The organism is Maribacter hydrothermalis, assembly GCF_001913155.1.
GTDB classification, from domain to species: domain Bacteria; phylum Bacteroidota; class Bacteroidia; order Flavobacteriales; family Flavobacteriaceae; genus Maribacter; species Maribacter hydrothermalis.
Genome location: NZ_CP018760.1, coordinates 2,514,558 through 2,532,721, shown reverse-complemented (window position 1 = coordinate 2,532,721; position 18,164 = coordinate 2,514,558). Strand labels below are relative to the sequence as shown.

The 18,164-nt window shown below is 37.4% G+C and carries 14 protein-coding genes; 1 reads left to right on the top strand and 13 read right to left on the bottom strand.

Annotation, left to right across the window (positions count from 1 at the left end):
• Nucleotides 1-138: 138 nt before the first annotated feature.
• The 8 genes from BTR34_RS10775 to BTR34_RS10740 form a co-directional block, all read right to left on the bottom strand.
• Nucleotides 139-852: an SCO family protein gene (locus BTR34_RS10775; RefSeq protein ID WP_068481379.1), complete on the bottom strand. Its 714-nt coding sequence runs from the start codon at nt 850-852 to the stop codon at nt 139-141.
• Between the two features lie 36 nt (nt 853-888).
• Nucleotides 889-1,665, bottom strand: a complete 777-nt coding sequence (locus tag BTR34_RS10770; RefSeq protein ID WP_068481376.1) for a formylglycine-generating enzyme family protein — start codon at nt 1,663-1,665, stop codon at nt 889-891.
• 15 nt (nt 1,666-1,680) lie between these two features.
• A complete protein-coding gene (nirK, locus tag BTR34_RS10765) occupies nt 1,681-3,111 on the bottom strand; it encodes a copper-containing nitrite reductase (protein WP_394333951.1) in 1,431 nt (476 codons plus the stop codon).
• A 328-nt stretch (nt 3,112-3,439) separates the two neighbouring features.
• Nucleotides 3,440-4,147: a type ISP restriction/modification enzyme gene (locus BTR34_RS10760; protein ID WP_068481369.1), complete on the bottom strand. Its 708-nt coding sequence runs from the start codon at nt 4,145-4,147 to the stop codon at nt 3,440-3,442.
• Nucleotides 4,148-4,666: 519 nt separating this feature from the next.
• Nucleotides 4,667-4,990: a hypothetical protein gene (locus BTR34_RS10755; protein WP_068481366.1), complete on the bottom strand. Its 324-nt coding sequence runs from the start codon at nt 4,988-4,990 to the stop codon at nt 4,667-4,669.
• Nucleotides 4,971-5,432, bottom strand: a complete 462-nt coding sequence (locus BTR34_RS10750; RefSeq protein WP_068481363.1) for a hemerythrin domain-containing protein — start codon at nt 5,430-5,432, stop codon at nt 4,971-4,973. The genes BTR34_RS10755 and BTR34_RS10750 overlap by 20 nt, the downstream gene beginning before the upstream one ends.
• Nucleotides 5,433-5,438: 6 nt before the next feature.
• Complete coding sequence (ric, locus tag BTR34_RS10745; protein ID WP_068481360.1) at nt 5,439-6,164, bottom strand: iron-sulfur cluster repair di-iron protein; 726 nt, start codon at nt 6,162-6,164, stop codon at nt 5,439-5,441.
• A gap of 8 nt (nt 6,165-6,172) precedes the next feature.
• Entirely contained in the window at nt 6,173-6,466 is a 294-nt protein-coding gene (locus BTR34_RS10740) for a cupin domain-containing protein (protein WP_068481358.1), read from the bottom strand.
• Nucleotides 6,467-7,687: 1,221 nt separating this feature from the next.
• On the opposite strand from BTR34_RS10740, the gene BTR34_RS10735 reads away from it, so the two are divergent.
• Nucleotides 7,688-8,914, top strand: a complete 1,227-nt coding sequence (locus BTR34_RS10735; protein ID WP_068481355.1) for a site-specific integrase — start codon at nt 7,688-7,690, stop codon at nt 8,912-8,914.
• 166 nt (nt 8,915-9,080) lie between these two features.
• Here the strand turns inward: BTR34_RS10735 and BTR34_RS10730 are convergent, their stop codons facing one another.
• From BTR34_RS10730 to BTR34_RS10710, 5 genes are all read right to left on the bottom strand, one after another.
• On the bottom strand, nt 9,081-9,980 hold the full coding sequence (locus BTR34_RS10730) for a carbohydrate kinase family protein (RefSeq protein WP_068481352.1): 900 nt from the start codon (nt 9,978-9,980) through the stop codon (nt 9,081-9,083).
• A gap of 113 nt (nt 9,981-10,093) precedes the next feature.
• On the bottom strand, nt 10,094-11,836 hold the full coding sequence (locus BTR34_RS10725; protein ID WP_068481349.1) for a RagB/SusD family nutrient uptake outer membrane protein: 1,743 nt from the start codon (nt 11,834-11,836) through the stop codon (nt 10,094-10,096).
• A 16-nt stretch (nt 11,837-11,852) separates the two neighbouring features.
• Nucleotides 11,853-15,008 (bottom strand): SusC/RagA family TonB-linked outer membrane protein, encoded by a 3,156-nt coding sequence (locus tag BTR34_RS10720; protein ID WP_068481346.1) that lies wholly within the window; start codon nt 15,006-15,008, stop codon nt 11,853-11,855.
• Nucleotides 15,009-15,014: 6 nt separating this feature from the next.
• Nucleotides 15,015-16,634, bottom strand: coding sequence for a glycoside hydrolase family 32 protein (locus BTR34_RS10715; RefSeq protein WP_068481343.1), 1,620 nt, complete (start codon nt 16,632-16,634; stop codon nt 15,015-15,017).
• Between the two features lie 23 nt (nt 16,635-16,657).
• Nucleotides 16,658-18,025 (bottom strand): sugar porter family MFS transporter, encoded by a 1,368-nt coding sequence (locus tag BTR34_RS10710; protein WP_068481340.1) that lies wholly within the window; start codon nt 18,023-18,025, stop codon nt 16,658-16,660.
• Nucleotides 18,026-18,164: the final 139 nt, after the last annotated feature.

Genomic DNA, 18,164 nt, shown 5'->3' with positions numbered 1-18,164 from the left:
AATAGCGTCGGCTTTACTAGCAAAGCTCCCAAAAAATATAAACTTTAACACTTAAAAACCTGCCATTGCATCTTTAAACAATGTGTTATAAAAAACTAATTATAACGCTATTTTCATTCCATTAAAAAACAGGTGGGTCTAGGGTATGAGTTCTAAGATTTTATCAACTGTTTTTTTATGATCTACACCAAGACCTTCCTTTTGATATGCAAGTTCTCCTCCTTGATCAAAAACACTAATAATATTGGAATGTGAGAAATCCATCGGAGAAATCTTTTTGTAATTTACGGCAAGAACAGCCGCAAATTCTCTAGTATCCGCCTCAGAACCCCTAAGAAAAACCCATTGGTTTGAATCCATTTCATTTTCGATAGCAAATTGCTTTAGGCGTGCGGGCGTATCGGTCTCGGGGTCGATACTGACCAATACCAATTTTAATTTATTTTTTTTGTCTTCAGGAATCTGCGCTTCTATACTTCGCATATCGGCCGCAAGTCTTGGGCAAGCCGCCCTACAAGAGGTATATATCATGACCATAACTACAACATGGTCTTTTAAATCTATTAATTCGATTTTATGATTGTCTTGGTCGGTCCATACCGATGGCAGGTTGTAAATTGATAGATCCGTGATTTCCTCCGTTTTATTTATCTCTTTACTTTTAGGTTCAACAGGTTGAAGTGCCATATTGCAGACGGCACAAGTTCCCCCTTCGTGAAAAATCTTGTCTCCCTCGCATTTCATAGGACATTGGTAGGTTACCGTAGCCAACTCTTCTTTCTTTTTAACATTACAGGAAGTAAGATTTGCGAATACAATAAGTAATATTATAAATGTTGTTATTTTCTTCATAAGTCGAATTTTAATTCATTGATCCATTAAAATTTTTTAAATTTTAATACCATCCTTAGCACACCGGAAGCCCAAGTTTTTTATGGAATAATTTGCCTTCATGCTCCCGCGAAATGCATAGCGCATAAAAGCGGCATAGTTCATAAGGTCGGAAGCTCCTACGGCAGCACTTCCACAGAATAGATTACTATCCTTGTCTACATCTTTTCGTGATTCGCCCGAAATTAATACAGAATTGAAATCCATCGTCCATTCCCACACCAATCCGTGCAGATCGTATACGCCCCAATAATTTTTAAAAGTAGAACCGATTTTTTTATCAAAAGTCTTAGGAGCTTCATACCAATCTAGTATTTTTTGGTTGTAACTCTCTTTCTTTCTAGCATCGGCCATATTTTCATCGGCCATAGCGGCATATTCCCATTCATCTACAGTTGGCAATCTTTTATCTTGGCATTCACAATATTTTTTTGCCGCAAACCAAGAAATGTTAGTTATAGGTGCATTGGGGGCGAGTGCATCTCCTAAAGATTCATCATTTTCCCATCCTGCCAAATAATTACCATCGGCGAACAAACGTTTTACCATACTTTTTTGCCATTGGGGAAACTTACGTACGAATTCAAGATACTCAACATTGGTTACTGGGTAAACGTCCATTGAAAAATCGTCAATGGTCACTGCTGTGGAGTCTACCCCGTATAATGGAATATATGTTCCTCCCTTAATTTGCACCATATCCACTTGTGAATGTATCGTTTGAAAAATCAAAACGCAAGCAAGCACGGCTATGGTTTTTCCGTAAGTTTCCATTACTCTATTTGTTTATTATTTATTTCTAACCTTTTTTACCATGGCCGGGGTAACTTCAGTTTTCTTGTTTCCCCAACTATTATATACATAGGTAAGCACATTTGCAACTTCATCATCGGAAAGGGTCTGTGCGGTCATTACGCTATTATATTTTTCGCCGTTTACAGTAATCTCTCCGGTTTTACCATGTAATACAATATCAATTGCCCTATTAACATCTGCGTTCAAGTAATCTGATTTTGCCAAAGGTGGGAACGCATTAGGTATACCCTGTCCTTCTGCCTGGTGACAGGCAAAACAGGTTTGCATATAGGTTTGCTTCCCAAACTCCATACGCTCGGCCATTGACTTCGCAGGAATTTCCGATTCAGGTATTTCGCCCGTAACAGGCATTTTTTGTATACCACCACCTTCTGGTAGATAAATATCGTCGCGCAATTCTCCTGAATAGACCGCTTCATTCTCGTCGCCCTGAACCTTTAGCATACCTAAAGCACCTTTATTGAACGCCCTGAAAATAGAGTGATCTACCAATATAAAAGTGCCAGGAACTTCTACCTTGAACTCCACAATAGCGGCACCTCCGGCAGGAATCAAAGTGGTCTGAACATTTTCATTGATTATACTTCCCCCTTCTACATGAACTTTATCGAATATTTCACCAATAACATGGAAAGAAGAAACAAGATTAGGTCCACCGTTACCTAAATATAGCCGTACGGTTTCACCTACATTGGCCGTAATTGCGTTGTCACCCGTAAGTGCACCCACTTTTCCATTAAATACCACATAGTCGGCTTTTTCGTCGACTGCCTTTTGCATATCAAAAGGTTGCAGCCCACGTTCACCATTGGCCCCTTTGGTATAGAAATCGCCTTGCATTATGTAATATTCCTTATCCACATCTGGTAAGCCTTCTTCTGGCTCGACCAAGATTAGTCCATACATACCGTTGGCGATGTGCATCCCCACAGGGGCGGTGGCACAGTGGTACACATATAGCCCCGGATTCAGTACTTTAAACGAAAACACCTTTTCATGTCCTGGAGCCACAAATGAAGATTCCGCACCACCGCCCGGGCCGGTAACCGCATGTAGATCAATGTTGTGAGGCAATTTATTATCGGGGTGATTTTTGAGGTGGAATTCCACTTCATCGCCGACCTTGGTACGAATAAAACTACCAGGTACCGTTCCGCCAAATGTCCAATATACATATTTTACGCCATTGGTCATTTCACCTTCCTGTTCAAGAATCTCCATATCCACGATTAATTTTTTAGCCAATCTTTTACCTGTTGGAGGCGGTACATTAGGTGGTGAGGTCAAGGTGGCCACCATTTCTACGGTTGCCGGAATATCCATACTACTGGCATACTTCTTTTCAGGAATTTCGTTCTTGCAGGAGGTGAACAAGCCAAACAGAATAGTGGCCATTACCAGCATTTTTGGGGCGAATATAATTTGTTTCATCAGTATTTGGTTTATACGTTTTTAAAAAGAGGACATTAATGTCCTTTATTATTTAAAAGCAAAAATATTATACCAAAGTTCCTTAAATTATGATACTCGTCATATTTCAAAGATTTTTAAGTGTAGAGATTATCTAAGGGAATAGCAGTTTAAAAAATGGACTTTAGCCTTTGGTTGACACATGCCTAATTAGAAGTAAAATAGTCGGAATAATGCTTCATTTTATCATAAGGGAACATTTGTCGCAAAACACCACAAATGGTCTTACCGCCTAAGGAATCATGTAAAAATTCATTAAAGATTAATCTATTTTAATAGTATTGATTACTTGCATGAACCGATGTGTCTCGGTTAGGGCGACGATGATTTTATGGTATTGAAGTATCTCCTCGAAATCAAGGATGCGGCCGCTACGGTCCTTAAGCCATTTTTGGGCGGGTTGATGTACACCTAAATAAATTTTCCATGCCGTTAAAGGTACATGGTCAAAATATTGGGTGTTGTTGATCCATACTTTACCCCTTTGGCAATGCTGATGGTCCAGTGATTTGCTTGGCTCAAAGCCTGGACTTGAACTTGTAAATTTTCGTTCTACCCTATTATTGCCATCTACGGGAAAGCTTGTAATGTACTCCGTTATTTTGGGCGATTCCAACCAATGCAACTGACGCAGTTCACCTCCTAATTGTACCATTTGCCAAAAAACGTTCTGATCGGTAGGATACGGCACTTTTGGAAAATTGATATCTAAAAATTCTTTGTACTTATCACTATACCAGGGTGCAAGCTGTATAGCATAGATATAATTCAACAAATCAATAGACGTAAAAGTATCTTTATAAGCATAACGCACTTCAGGACTGTTAATCATACAAACATTACCGCCTTCTTCGGCTTCGGCCAGAAATAGTAGACCCAAACTAACTTCGATTTCTTTTAGGATTTTAGGGTCTAAGTTGAAGTTGAGGATTCTTCTTGAGGTTTTTTCGAGGAAATGGGCGAGAGTCATGCTTTATCTAACTATTATAAACGGTTCATAAACATAACAAAAACATAGGTTGAAAACAGAATATATCCCTAGCAAATATGCTAGCAAAAAAATTAGCACATTGCAAAAATGTTAGGCCTATCCCTAACATATAATTGGTCTTACACTGGCATAGTGTAATTTTACCATATGGCATTGCGTAAATTCATTTGCTAAACAGCAATGAATATAAAAACCAATCCGTTTTTTTCATAATAAAAGCAAATACAATTTTAACTATTTTGCCAACACCATAAGCCATACACGATACGCAATTTTGCGTAAAATGTATGGCGAACAGTGCAGTATACAAGCCAGTCATTAAATGGGACAATTAAAACCAAGCAGTTTTCTGTAGAAATAATACAAAAGGCAACTACCTTATGGCAAGCCCATGAGGTATTTAAACGAAAATCAAGATTAAATTTCGACACAAGCGCCGAAGCATTTAAATCTCGATTATCGAGTAAAGATTAATGAAACCAACACCTTTTACAAGTATTAGAACAAGTGGGCTACAATTACAACGCTACTGAACAAAACTGTTAGTATAAGTAGGTTAAATGTTATTTTCGACGATAGCTGAGCCAAAACGGCACCATTGAAAGCCATGCATAAAATCGTTACCAAAAAAAGTAATATCAGGTTCATGACCTGATCAACGCCACTCATTAATAATACCATTGCTGCGGCTGATCCAAGGCAACTTTGACCTATGATAGCAATGGATGCATAACCCGTTTGTTCTCTTTTAAATTCGGCCAAAAGACTTTGGTATACTCTTAAAAATGGATGAGTCCCTTTTTCAGATCCAGAATGTGTCATCGATATTGTCGTTGAATTTTTCATCGTTATGTATTTTTGAAATTGTTCCTAATTGATCCTCGGTTGCTATTTTTTGAATTTCATTGAAAAGTACCCTTTCTTCAAAACGGATGTGTTGTTCCAATTCTTCTTCAATTAAGCTTAAGGATTTTGAAAGCGTACCGGTCTCATTAAAAAGCCTATGAAGCCTTTTATGTTGTGAAATCGCTTTTTTTACCAGTTCATGATCTTTGCCCAAAATTGGAAAAATATGATTTTCTTCCAATTCAAAATGGGGCAGCAAATGGACACCATAAAACCAGTCTACATATTTTTTTATGCGCTCTTCCGAAATTCCCTTTGAAAATCCGGTTCGTATTTTCCAACAGAGCAGAAGACCATGGTGGTGTTCACGGCTTACGCCCTGCAATGCTTTATTTCGCTTTATAGGCTTAGTTTCCATAAAGCCCTACGATACAAATTTTTGTTCCAGGATCTCCGCCATGGGAAACAAAATGTTATTTTCTAAATGAATGTGCCTGTGCAGGTCTTCTTCAAATTCCTTAAGTAATGAAAACGCTACACGATAAGTGTTGCAGGCATCGGCCGGGGGCGTGTAATCGTTACTTAACCCTGCAATAACCCTAAAACGTTCGCCCTCGTTCTCATGTTCCTGCATCATCATGGCTATAGGGTTTTTAACCGTGCCAAAATGAGGTCTGTCTAACAGCTCTCTCTGTTGTTCGGCTTTTACCATTTTACGTATCCACGGAAAGAGAAGCAGTTCTTCCTTTTTCATATGCATGGCCAGTTCGCCCGCCGAAGCATTGAAATGCTCATTGATATCAAAAAGCTCGGGATGTCTGTCGCCATGTACTTTGCATAATTTGGCAAGGTATTGTTTAAGAACAGGTATTTTTTCCTCCACGTATCTGTGATGTCTTTTTTCGATATAATCGGCTAGCAAATCTAAGGGCCACAATTTAAAATCGATATTGTCATTGTTATTCTGCCGTTGCACCTCATCAATTTCTGCAAGCAGTACTTGAACATCTAACCTATATTTTTCGGCGACTTCTTCTATACTACGATTGCCTTTGCAGCAAAAATCTATTTTATGGTTTTTAAAAACCTGTGCGATACGGTAGTCGTCCGCTACCATTTGTCCGATTGTTTTTTCTAGGGTATTTTCCATGATCGTATTTATATAAAATTAATTTCCGAGTCTACGGCCATAATTGCCAAGGCCTTAAAGTCTTTTTTGATTTTTAGGGTATGCTCCTTTTTTGCCGGAATAACGAAAGAATCTCCCGCGCCCAACAGCTGTTCCGAATCGGGCATGGTCAAAACGGCAAGACCTTCATTCACTACTATAACCGCTTCATGGCTACAGTAATGATGTGGTATTCGCATCCCTGCACTACCGGCTACTTGTAAAATTTTCATTGAATCACCTATTTGTAAGTGCATCAATTCAGGTTTATTCAGTACTTCCATATCATATCATTTATTAAATCGGATATTTTTATCCTATTTATGTTCAAATTTTTTATCGTTTTAAGCAAGTTAGACCTACCACCAACCCTGAGGTCATTTTAAAGAAAGTGGTAATTTCAAGCATTTGTTTTAGGTTACGTATGGCAACAAATTTATCGTGTACTAAATAGGGTTTTTCCGCATTACATTCCTTAACTCCCACCCCATAGCTCGCATAGATCTAATTACCAAAACATTTAAAATATTTTTTAAATTCTATACAAAGATAATATTCCTTTTTATTTCGGACAATTTTATCCTAATTAAAATTTTAAATAAATTATATTTCTTTTTTTATCTAAGTTGAGAACATTCACCAATGATTCCTTCTTTAAGCTATTTCAATTAAAATTTCTTTTAAAAAGTCTCATTTAACGACCATATAACTAGTCATATGTTTTTAAATGTCTATCTACTTGTCCTTTAGGGTAACCCATATTTTACGACGTATAATTTTCATTCGCTACAATCGCGACATGTACCTTTGGGGCTAATGTCTTTGATCTACTCTATATAGATTTTCGAAAAAAGCACCAAATTATCCATGAGATACATTTTCTTTATTATAAAGTTTTTAAATTTTGATGATTTCTATCTAATCCTACAAAAGATTATTAAACCAACAGTTTAGTTATGATAGATTATTTTCCTGCGTACAATAGGAAGAAACTTTGGTCCTTTACCTTTTTCTTAACGCAGTCACAATTTTCATTCTTTTACGCCATTTTAAAATAGTTCAAGAACCTGCCGTTCCATATACGTAATAATAAAGTCTCGATGATTTAATACGTTTTCTTCTTTGATTAGGAAAATCTAACCTTTCCAATTCTATACGCTTCATTAAAATAGTGATTGACTTTTGCGTTAAGCTAGTTCATAGCTTCTTCGCCATCTTCTCATCTCTTCATAAAAAAACATTCAATAAAATTACCCATAAAAAAAGCCTCTCAGTTTCCTGAAAGGCTTTCGTTGTACAGGCGGAGAGACTCGAACTCTCACACCTTGCGGCACTAGATCCTAAGTTCAGCTTTTTAGAATATCAAATCATATCAAAATAATATATATAATTGATTTTTAATTACTTATAATTTTATTCATACTCAATTGAATCGATATGAAACCATAAAATGTGTTACCCATGTGTTACCCCGAATGTTTATCTTTATAAAAAATCGGTAAGATATGGCAACCTTAAAAACAGTTTTACACACGAAAACCGACACAAAAGGAAACAAAGATTATAGACTTGCTCTGAGGCTCACTGTAAATCGTAAACGAAGTTATTACCATTTGGGGCAAAAAGTAGACCCGAAATTTTGGGACGAAAAAGCCGGAAAAGTAAAATTTTCCCATTCAAGACATAAGCAGTTGAATAGGCTAATACGAAAGAAGTATGATGAGGTTGAAGATATCATATTTGAAATGGAAGCTTCGAAACAGAATTATTCCGCAAAACAAATTATAGACTCCATCAGAAAAAACACCAAGAGGCTATCGTTTTTCGAACTTGCCGATGAGCATGTCGAAGATTTAATCAAAGCAAATAATCATAACAGAGCAATCTCTGATAGAAGTAAACTAAACAGAATAAAAGAATTCGCTAAAAAGCGCAACTTGGATTTTGAAGAAATTGACGAAAATTTATTAAAAAAGTTGAAAATATATCTCCGCACTACTGCCGGACTATCCGAACGATCGGTTATGAATGTCTTCGTCATGATTCGATTACTTTATAATAAGGCCATTAGCAGAAAATTAGTAGATAGAAAGTTTTACCCCTTCGGTAAAGACAAAATAAAAATCAAATATCCCCAGACTATCAAAATAGGTCTTGATGAAACCGAAATTCGTAAAATCGAAGAACTTGACTTGGACCCAAGAACATCCGTGTGGCATACTAGAAATGTATTTTTATTTTCATTCTATCTAGCGGGAATTAGGATTTCAGACGTTTTAAGAATGAGATGGTCAGATATTGTGGGTGACAGATTATATTACAAGATGAGCAAAAATGACAAAGCTGATTCCTTAAAGCTCCCAATACCTGTAATCACTATTTTATCATATTATCGAAGAGATAAAAAAACCAAATCTGATTATATATTTCCAGAACTCAAAACCATACCCATTAAAGATTCAAAAGCTATTTATTCGAGAATTAAAACCTCAATTAAAAGACTAAATTCAAATCTAACCATAATTGCCAACCTTGCCGGAATCGATAAAAAAATCACCAATCACATCGCCCGTCATAGTTTTGGAAATATAGCCGGTGATAAAGTTTCTCCACAAATGCTTCAGAAATTATATCGACATACTCATCTAAGTACTACTATAGGTTATCAAGGCAACTTCATTCATAAGAACGCTGATGAAGCTTTAAACGCAATAATTAATTTTTCTAAATAATCATGGAATTGTAAATATCTTCAACGAGGTAATTATTTCTGTCCCTTAAGAGGCAAATTAAAGATAATATTCAAAAAAACCAATATTTAAAACACTTCAAAAAAAGGTTTTTATACTTGGTGATTTATTCTCTAAATCAGCTATTTACACTACCTGGATATTTTATTTACGGGTTCATAAACTTATAAATCTTGTGTTTGGATAATTTAGGATTTGCCCCTTTACCACCGGCAATTAAAGCTCCAACAGCACAACCAAAATTGAGTGCATCCTGTGGGCCATCCCCGTTCATAAGTTTATAAACTACAGAAGCCAAGAAAGAATCCCCCGCGCCAACTGTATCCAAAACTTTAATTCGATATCCACTATTATAATAAAAATTGCCCTTGGTGTATAAAACTGCTCCGTAAGCTCCTTTGGTCACACAAATCGAATCTGTGCCACTTACTTTTGCTATGAAGCTAATAATCTGTTCAATCGAGTTATTTTTACAACCTAAATAATCGGCAACTTCAAAAAGCTCATCATCATTGAACTTAATAAAATTTGATTCTTTCATCAAATCAATAAGAAGCTCATAGGTATAGTGTGGGACCCTTAGATTTACATCAAAAACTTTATAGTGTACATGCTTCAATATAGATTTTAGAGTGGATCTAGTTATTGCGTGGCGACACGCCAGGCTACCAAATATTATCACATCGTTATCTTTTACCAAGTCTTTATATGTTTCGAGCATTACAATTTTATCCCAAGCTACAGGATATGGAATATCGTATGAGGCCACACCCTTTTTGTCAAGTAATACATTTACTAATCCTGTTGGATACTCATGTTGCACCAATATTCCGCTAGTATCTATGCCCTTCTTTTTAAGATATCGGATAATCTCCTTACCATTGGAATCATCACCTACGCAGCTTATCATTGAAACATCAACGCCAAGCGATTTCAATCTTACGCTAACGTTAAGCAGTGCTCCCCCGATTTTAGAATATGTTGGAAAATTATCAAAAAGAACTTCTCCAAAACATACTGCTTTTATTTTTTGCTTAGATATTTCCATTTTTTTTGTCAATTAGATTTCATAAAAAAAAAAGCACGGGAAACAACGCCCGTGCTTTTACAAACTAACTCAACTAACTCAGATTACTGAATTTTCTTGATTGATAAAGTCCTCTAATATCCTGGGTTTTGAACATAGAGACCTCCAGTAAAATCAATTTCTCTTTGCGGTATTGGATAATATTCATCTCGCCCAGATGTGAATTGGGCATTAGCAAGAAAATCTCTTTTTGTTTTTTCCTCAGCCAAATAGGCATTTAACGTTTCTTCTGCAATTCCCCATCTTATAAGGTCATACCACCTATGACCCTCCATGGCAAATTCCAATCTTCTTTCGAACATTAAGGCTTTCCATGCATAATCCTTTGATGGGAAAGAAGCGTAGGGTGCAATTGCATAGATATCTGTCGCTCCTGCATCTATTGGCCTTTGTGTACTTGCGGCAGCTCGATTCCTGACTTGATTAATTATTGGCAAAGCTTCATTCCATCGATTTAATTGAATCAAGGCTTCAGCCTTCCAAAGAAGTACATCGGCATATCTGATAAAATCTACATTTTTCGATGTTCCCACAAATGGGCCCTCTTTTACATAACACGAACAATCAGGAGCTTGTTGTTCTTTCATATTGCCAAAATATCCATAAACACCTGGATCTCTAGCCCAACTGAAATTATAGATCATATCTCCAGAATCACTTACCGTATTTCTATATTTAAAAGGTCTTCCCGGTATTCCCACCGTATGATCCATCCTTGGGTCAACACTCAATCCACTATCAGGTGGGGTTGAGCCATTGGAGTCTACATTTGTAAAAATATCCGTGTCGTTGAAGGTGTCTAACAGTGGTAATCCGGCAGCATCAGTCTTAAATGAATTCACCATGTTCTGACTGGCCAAATGAAACCCGCAACAACCATAAAGCCCTGTACCGTGTGGCGAATTCAAACCAGTCACGAAACTAACTCTACCAACAGTTGTACCGTCATTGATGGAAAACTGTGCCGCCCAGATAGATTCTGGCCCGTTATCAAAACCATCCAAGAAATTTTCCCCAAAATCTGGTTGTAGACTACCGGTAACTTCATCCGCATAGTCAATCACCTCTTCTAAACGTGTGGTATTAATATTGGTCACTTGGTGTTGGTCATTCTGCTCATATGCTTGGAACAGTCGTAATTTAGCCAAATAAGCTGCTGCTGCGTTTCGGTCTGCCCTACCCACTTGATCCTGAGATTGCGGAAGGATATCGTATGCGAAAAGAAAATCCTCTGCAATTGTATTCCATAAAGCATCATTGTCTACATCATTTGAAGTTTGAGCAATCTCTTCCTGGGTTAAATTTTCTGTGATATATGGAATTTTCTTGAAAATTAATTTGAGCATAAAATGCGAATGTGCCCTTAGAAAGCGTAATTCTGCCTGTCTTGTCGTTTTTTGGGCATATTCACCATCCGGGATATCATTAATAACGGATAGTGCAAAGTTTGCCCTTGATATTGCTTTATAAAAATCGGTCCAAGTTCTGGGTGCCATCCAATCTCCCATATCCGCAATGGTAAGATTATATTGTTCATATTTATCCACAACATCTACATCCCCGCGGCCGCCACCGCCTTTATAAGCATCATCTGATCGTACACTACCATACACCCATTGGTGGGTCAAAGGCCCAATCATTTCATCGTTAGCAATACCAGCATATGCAGCAATAACCAAGGACTCAGCATTTTCGGCAGTTGCGACGTTTTCACTTGACAAAACACCTTCTGGTTCGTATTCCAAATAATTATCGGAACATGCAGTGAACACTAAGGTTGTGCATATCACTGTTGTTATTATTCTATTATATTTCATGATTATCTATATTTTATTAAAAGTTAATGTTCAATCCTACTGAATACACTGTAGGTACCGGGATTCTGTTTACATCTATTCTCTCTGGATCTGCTCCAATATAACCTTTAGGAGTAAACCAAAATAAATTTTCCCCTTGTAAATAAATTCGAAGTCCCGTCATACCTGCCATCTTACCGATAATATCAGTTGGCAAGGAATATCCTACTTGTAAATTTCTAATTTTAAAATAGGAGTTGTTTCTAAAAATATAGTCTGAAGTATCCGTGAAATTGTTCACCAATGATAATGAAGGTATTGTAGAACTTGTATTTTGAGGATTCCAAGCATTCAAAACACCAAGCCCTGCATTATCCCTTCCCTGAACAAAATTGTTCCAGAAAATGTAGGAATCAACTCCGATACGACCTGCAACTCCCGATCCAAAGACAGAAAAATCAAAGTTTTTGTAACCTACATCCAATCGAATACCATACTCCAAATCAGGAAGGGTATTACCAATAAAATCGCGGTCATTACTATCAATAACGCCATTATTATCTACATCCACTATTTTTATACCACCTGGTCTGGCATTACCCGTTTGAACACCTCCAGTAGGATGGGAATCAACATCTGCCTGACTTTGAAAAAGTCCGTCAGTTCTGTATCCAAATATCGCAGTTTGAGATTGACCAAGGATTGAATTTTGAGCAGTTCCTGGAAATGCCGCTCTAACCTCTTCTGGAAGAAAGGTAATTTCATCTTTAAAGGCACCAAAATTAGTAGAAACACCTAAAGAAAATCCATTATCCCAAACATTGGAATAGCCAACATTTAATTCCCAACCTTTAGCAGCGGTTGCAGCGCCGTTCAATACCCGTTGTTGCCCTTCTCCAATTACAGATGCAATTGGTGGGGTAGTCAAGATATCAGTAGTTTCCCTGGTAAAATAATCAAAGGAACCGCTAATTTTATTGTTCAAAAACCCAAAATCAATACCATAGTTCCATTCTTTGGTAGTTTCCCATTTCAAGTTAGGGTTAGGAGCTTGGGTAGAAACAAACCCTGAAGGTAATGTACCTGTGTTATTACCATTAATGTCATATGCAGTACCTACATTATAATAAATTTCGAAAAATCCTCCGGTCAATTGCGCTTGGTTCTGACCATATCGTGATTCGTACAAGCCAAATCTGGCGGTATTCCCAATTTCTTGGTTTCCTACTTCACCATAACCCGCCCTAAGTTTTAAATTGGAAATCAATTCGCTGTCCTTTAAAAATTCCTCTTGGCTAATTCTCCAGCCCAATGTAGCGGCAGGGAAAACACCATATCTATTATTCGCGCCAAATCTTGAAGATCCATCTCTACGAATCGTAAATGATGCCAAATACTTGTCATCATAAGCATAGTTTAATTTACCAAATTGAGATGCAAGACTGTATTGCGTGGAAATACCATTATTGGTGCGGGCACCTGTAGCAGCAGAAAGTACAAAATAGGATTCTTGTTCAACCGCAAAATCATCGGCCTGCACAAAAATGGTATCAAAATCTTCTCTTATCGACTCAATACCTAATAGTGCTCCAAATCTGTGTTTTCCAAAATCTAAATTATAATTCAATGTGTTTGAAAAAGTTAATGTTCTCAACTTATTGGTGTCAAAAATCAACCTGTTATTACTTCTGGTCACAAAACCGTTGAACACTTTGGGTTCTATATTTTTCCTTTTGAAATCGCTGAAATCTATACCTAAACTTGAGCGAAATTTTAGGTTATCAAGAATACTTATTTCAGCAAAAACATTTCCAAAGAAGTTATTTTTAGTTGCATTGTCCCATCTGTTTAAAAATTGCATCAACAAAGGATTGTTCCTATCCGAATATCCTGCCCCTAATGGTCCAGCAAATTCGCCGTTGGCATCGTATACCGGAATTGTGGGCGCCAATGTAATGGACAACCCTGTAGTAGCCGCCCCACCAACATCACTTGAAACCAATGTTTCATTTGATGTGGAAATTTGTGTGTTCACTCCAAATTTTACCCTGTCGTTGAAAAGGTTAGTGGTACCATTTATTTTTGCGGTATATCTATCGTAACCAGTATATTTGAGCATGCCTGTATTCTTAAGATAGCCAAGATTTATCAACAACGAAGATTTTTCGGTTCCAGTTGAGACGGTAACTTCATTATTGAAGACGTATCCGGTTTCATAGAGTTCATCTTGCCAATCGGTATTACCAGCAGGAACATTTGGATCACCGCCTACAAATGGCTGTACGGCCACACTGTTCAAGGATGGATTCGTAAAATCATTGTTCCAATCAAAATTGTATATTTCACCGTAACCAGCATTTGGGTCCGCTCCATCATTTACGGATGCGCGCCATAAGGCTTCACCACGTTGTTGGGAACTCAACATATCATAACGTTGATTCCGCTCGGATTGAGTCGATAGGTTGGAATTGATGCTTACCGTAAGACGTTCTCCTTTAAGACCACCTTTTGTACTTACCACAATAACCCCATTTGCAGCTCTTGACCCATATATTGAAGAGGCCGAAGCATCTTTTAAAACTTGAATGGATTCTATTGTCGCAGGGTTTAAACTAGCAAATACTTCTTGTCGTTTTGTGGGTACACCATCAATGACGTAAAGGGGATCATTATTACCCAAGGTTGTAAGACCCCTAATCAGGATTCTACTGCTAAGTCCTGTTGGGTCTCCAGATTTTTCAATAAAAAGTCCGCCTACCCTTCCTTGTAAAGCTTGCATGGCGTTACCAGAACTTAAGCTTTGTCCTTCGATTGGTGCAATATCCACTACGGTTACCGCTCCGGTCAGATCAACCTTTCGCTCTGTAGAGTATCCAGTCAATACTACTTCGTCAAGCTGTTGTGCATCCTCTTGTAGCGCAATATTTATCTGTGATTGGCCGTTTACGGAAACTTCCATCCTAGTAAATCCAATATAGCTAAAGACAAGTATAGCATTGTCAGCTACATTTTCCAATTCATAGTTACCGTCAAAATCCGTGGTCGTTCCAGTTGTGGTACCTTTAATAATTACCGAAGTTCCAGGCAAAGGATAACCATCATCGGAAGAGGTGACCGTACCTGTAATCTGTCCCTGGGCCATTAGACCTATTGGAACAATTACCATTAATAATAGCAAGAGTTTTAATTTCATAATTGTTTAGTTTAAGTTAAATTTAAGTTGATGTATTTCTATGTATTCGAGTTTGGATTCTTCTGATGGAGCTTCAAAATAGAGACTATCGAATGGTGCTTTCGGAAAGAATATTTCTGTCATTACGGTTTGGCCGTCATCAAAGAATAATTCTATGGAAGTTTTATCGATTACTATTGTTCCTGTCCAATCATTTTGAGAAGCGATTCTTGGAGCTACGGCAATTCTGTCACTAAATTTGTTTGAAAAATCAGTGATTCCCGCCTTATTTCTATCCACAAAGTAATTACCCTTTCTGGTATCATAACCGAAACGTAAACTATCTCCTTCACTATTCGACAGTTCAAAAGTGTAAACGCCATCAACTAAATCTTCTACTTTAAAGTTAATTTGGGCACGTGTAAAATCGATTGCCTTAGAAGTGGTCAACAAGGTATTTCCTTCAAGTAGAACATCGGAATTTTTAAGTTTCTCACTCGCAAATTCATTGAGTTCAGGAACAGGATTAGCAACTAAGCGAAACGTATTTTCACCCTTTGTTAATTCTAACGTACGTGCTATTGTCATGGCACTACGCCATTTTTCAGTTGGGACTTCGTTAGCATATAACCAATTGGACATCCATCCCATAAATAGCTTACCGCCATCTTTGTTTTCAATATTTGAAAAGGTAACGCCAGCATAATTGTCGCGACCATAATCTACCCAGAAAGTATGCTCTTTTCCCATCTCCTGCTTGAATGATTCGTCCAAAATAAAATTTGAACCATCAAAATCACCTACAAAATATTGGGTGGCAGAACCTGTATTAGGTCCTCCAGGATTTATACTTACCAACAAAACCCACTTTTTTTCTGAACTTCCTATGACCGGTAATTGGAAGAAATCCGGACATTCCCATACACCATCATGATTACCGATTCCTTCTCCAAAACTTGTAAGTTTCTCCCATGATTTTAAGTCCTTTGAGGTATAGAATTGTATTTCTTGGCCTGCAGCCAAAACCATTGTCCATCTTTTCTTCTGTTCATCCCAACTAACTTTAGGGTCTCTAAAATCCCTAGCGCCTGGATTCTTTAAAACTGGATTATCTTTGTATTTTGTCCAGGTAAGACCTTCGTCCAACGAATAGGCAATACTTTGATTTTCCACATCTATTTCACCGGTTTTCTCTTTTTTTGGGTCATGGCTGGTGAAAATTGCAACAATAGGGGTTTTGCCATCTGCTCCAAAGCCTGATGTATTCTCATGGTCTACAACAGCACTACCTGAAAAAATATATCCTAAATCGTCTGGGTATAAGGCTATAGGTTGTTCTTTCCAATTGAATAGATCAGTACTAATGGCATGCCCCCAATGCATAGGCCCCCAAGTGGTACCATCAGGATAATGTTGAAAATAGAGATGGTAATATCCGTTATAAAAAAACATCCCATTTGGATCGTTCATCCATCCTGTAGCCGATGTAAAATGGAAATTTGGTCGGTATAACCCTTCATTAGTAATGGCAAGCGTATCTTGTTCACTTTGAACTTGGCCATTGATCTTTTCCTTAGGGTTTTTACAAGAAACCACGAGTGAAAAAATTCCTATTATTACTGCGAACCTGTATATTTTATTTTTCATCCTTTTTAATTCTTTATATAACCTTAGTTTGCTTTCTGTTCTGCATGACCAATTATATTGTCTGTTTTATTCTTTCTTCCTTTTATAAGTTTATTACTGAGTTCTTCTAATGATATCCCCTTAGTCTCTGGCATTATAAATGCTACGAACAACAATTGTAAAATCATCATAAAAGCAAAAATGGCAAATACGGTACCAGCACCTATGGAGGTAAAAAGAACTGGAACCAATGAAGGTATAATAGCGGCTAAAATCCAATGAACCGAACTACCGAACGACTGACCGGAACCTCTTAAATGATTTGGGAAGATTTCAGAAATGAACACCCAGATTACTGTTCCCTGTCCTATGGCATGTGCCGCAATAAAGAGAAACAAGAAAATGGGAACTGCCATGCCTTCCAAATTAAGGAAAAAAGCACAAGCTACTAGTGATAAGGAAATTATGTAACCAACAGAACCTATATACATTAGTTGTTTTCTACCTAGCCGGTCAATAAGAAAGACACCTAATAGTGTAAAAAGCATGTTGGTAACTCCTATTCCAATACTGCTTAAAAGTGCCGTGCTTTCACCTAGACCGGCTTCTTCAAATATTCTTGGCGCATAATAAAGAAATGCATTGATGCCAGAAAATTGGTTGAACATGGCAATTAAAAAAGCCAACATGAGCGGAAACCTATATTTTTTAATAAAAATATTTTCCCCTGAAACAATGTTTTCGCTTTCTGTCTTAATCTCTAACATTAATGCTTCTGGATCTTGATCAGGATTGATAAGTCTCAATACTTTTTTCGCTTCGTCCGTACGCATTTTGGTCAACAACCATCTTGGGCTTTTTGGAACCGTTAATACAAACAGGGTATAGATAAATGCAGGTACAGCCTCCACACCGATCATCCATCGCCATGCATTTTCTCCAACACCGCTTAACAAGTAATTAGATAAGAACGCTACTAAAATGCCGAATACAATATTAAACTGGTAAAGTCCAACCAATTTTCCACGGTCTTTTGCCGGAGCTATTTCTGAGATGTATGCAGGCGCCGCTATGGTTGAAGCGCCTACTCCCAGACCACCAATGAATCTGAATATTGCGAAAGTTATTGGATCATTGGCAAAAGCTGAACCTAGGGCAGATAATGTATAAAGTATACCTATCCATAATAAAGTCTTCTTTCTCCCGATCTTGTTCGTAGGAATCCCACCCAAAATTGCACCCACTACGGTTCCCCATAAGGCCATTGCCATAACAACTGTACCGTGGAACATATCTGAAGATTGCCATAAAGCTTGCAGCTTTTTATCGGCTCCGGATATGACTACAGTGTCAAAGCCAAAAAGAAAACCGGCCAATGCAGCGGTAATCGACCATATATATATCTTTCTCATAATCGTAATTCTCCAGTGTGGTTACTAAAGTATTCGTAAAAAATGAGTATGTATTTTGATGATGTATCAATCTGTTATGTTTTTGTTAAGAAACCTACTGAAAAAGGTTAAATAATTGATTAACAGATTCTTACCATTA

Coding starts and splice junctions, on each gene's coding strand:
- BTR34_RS10775 (WP_068481379.1), bottom strand. CDS start 852: ATGAAGAAAATAACAACATTTATAATATTACTTATTGTATTCGCAAAT.
- BTR34_RS10770 (WP_068481376.1), bottom strand. CDS start 1,665: ATGGAAACTTACGGAAAAACCATAGCCGTGCTTGCTTGCGTTTTGATT.
- nirK (WP_394333951.1), bottom strand. CDS start 3,111: ATGCTGGTAATGGCCACTATTCTGTTTGGCTTGTTCACCTCCTGCAAG.
- BTR34_RS10760 (WP_068481369.1), bottom strand. CDS start 4,147: ATGACTCTCGCCCATTTCCTCGAAAAAACCTCAAGAAGAATCCTCAAC.
- BTR34_RS10755 (WP_068481366.1), bottom strand. CDS start 4,990: ATGACACATTCTGGATCTGAAAAAGGGACTCATCCATTTTTAAGAGTA.
- BTR34_RS10750 (WP_068481363.1), bottom strand. CDS start 5,432: ATGGAAACTAAGCCTATAAAGCGAAATAAAGCATTGCAGGGCGTAAGC.
- ric (WP_068481360.1), bottom strand. CDS start 6,164: ATGGAAAATACCCTAGAAAAAACAATCGGACAAATGGTAGCGGACGAC.
- BTR34_RS10740 (WP_068481358.1), bottom strand. CDS start 6,466: ATGGAAGTACTGAATAAACCTGAATTGATGCACTTACAAATAGGTGAT.
- BTR34_RS10735 (WP_068481355.1), top strand. CDS start 7,688: ATGGCAACCTTAAAAACAGTTTTACACACGAAAACCGACACAAAAGGA.
- BTR34_RS10730 (WP_068481352.1), bottom strand. CDS start 9,980: ATGGAAATATCTAAGCAAAAAATAAAAGCAGTATGTTTTGGAGAAGTT.
- BTR34_RS10725 (WP_068481349.1), bottom strand. CDS start 11,836: ATGAAATATAATAGAATAATAACAACAGTGATATGCACAACCTTAGTG.
- BTR34_RS10720 (WP_068481346.1), bottom strand. CDS start 15,008: ATGAAATTAAAACTCTTGCTATTATTAATGGTAATTGTTCCAATAGGT.
- BTR34_RS10715 (WP_068481343.1), bottom strand. CDS start 16,634: ATGAAAAATAAAATATACAGGTTCGCAGTAATAATAGGAATTTTTTCA.
- BTR34_RS10710 (WP_068481340.1), bottom strand. CDS start 18,025: ATGAGAAAGATATATATATGGTCGATTACCGCTGCATTGGCCGGTTTT.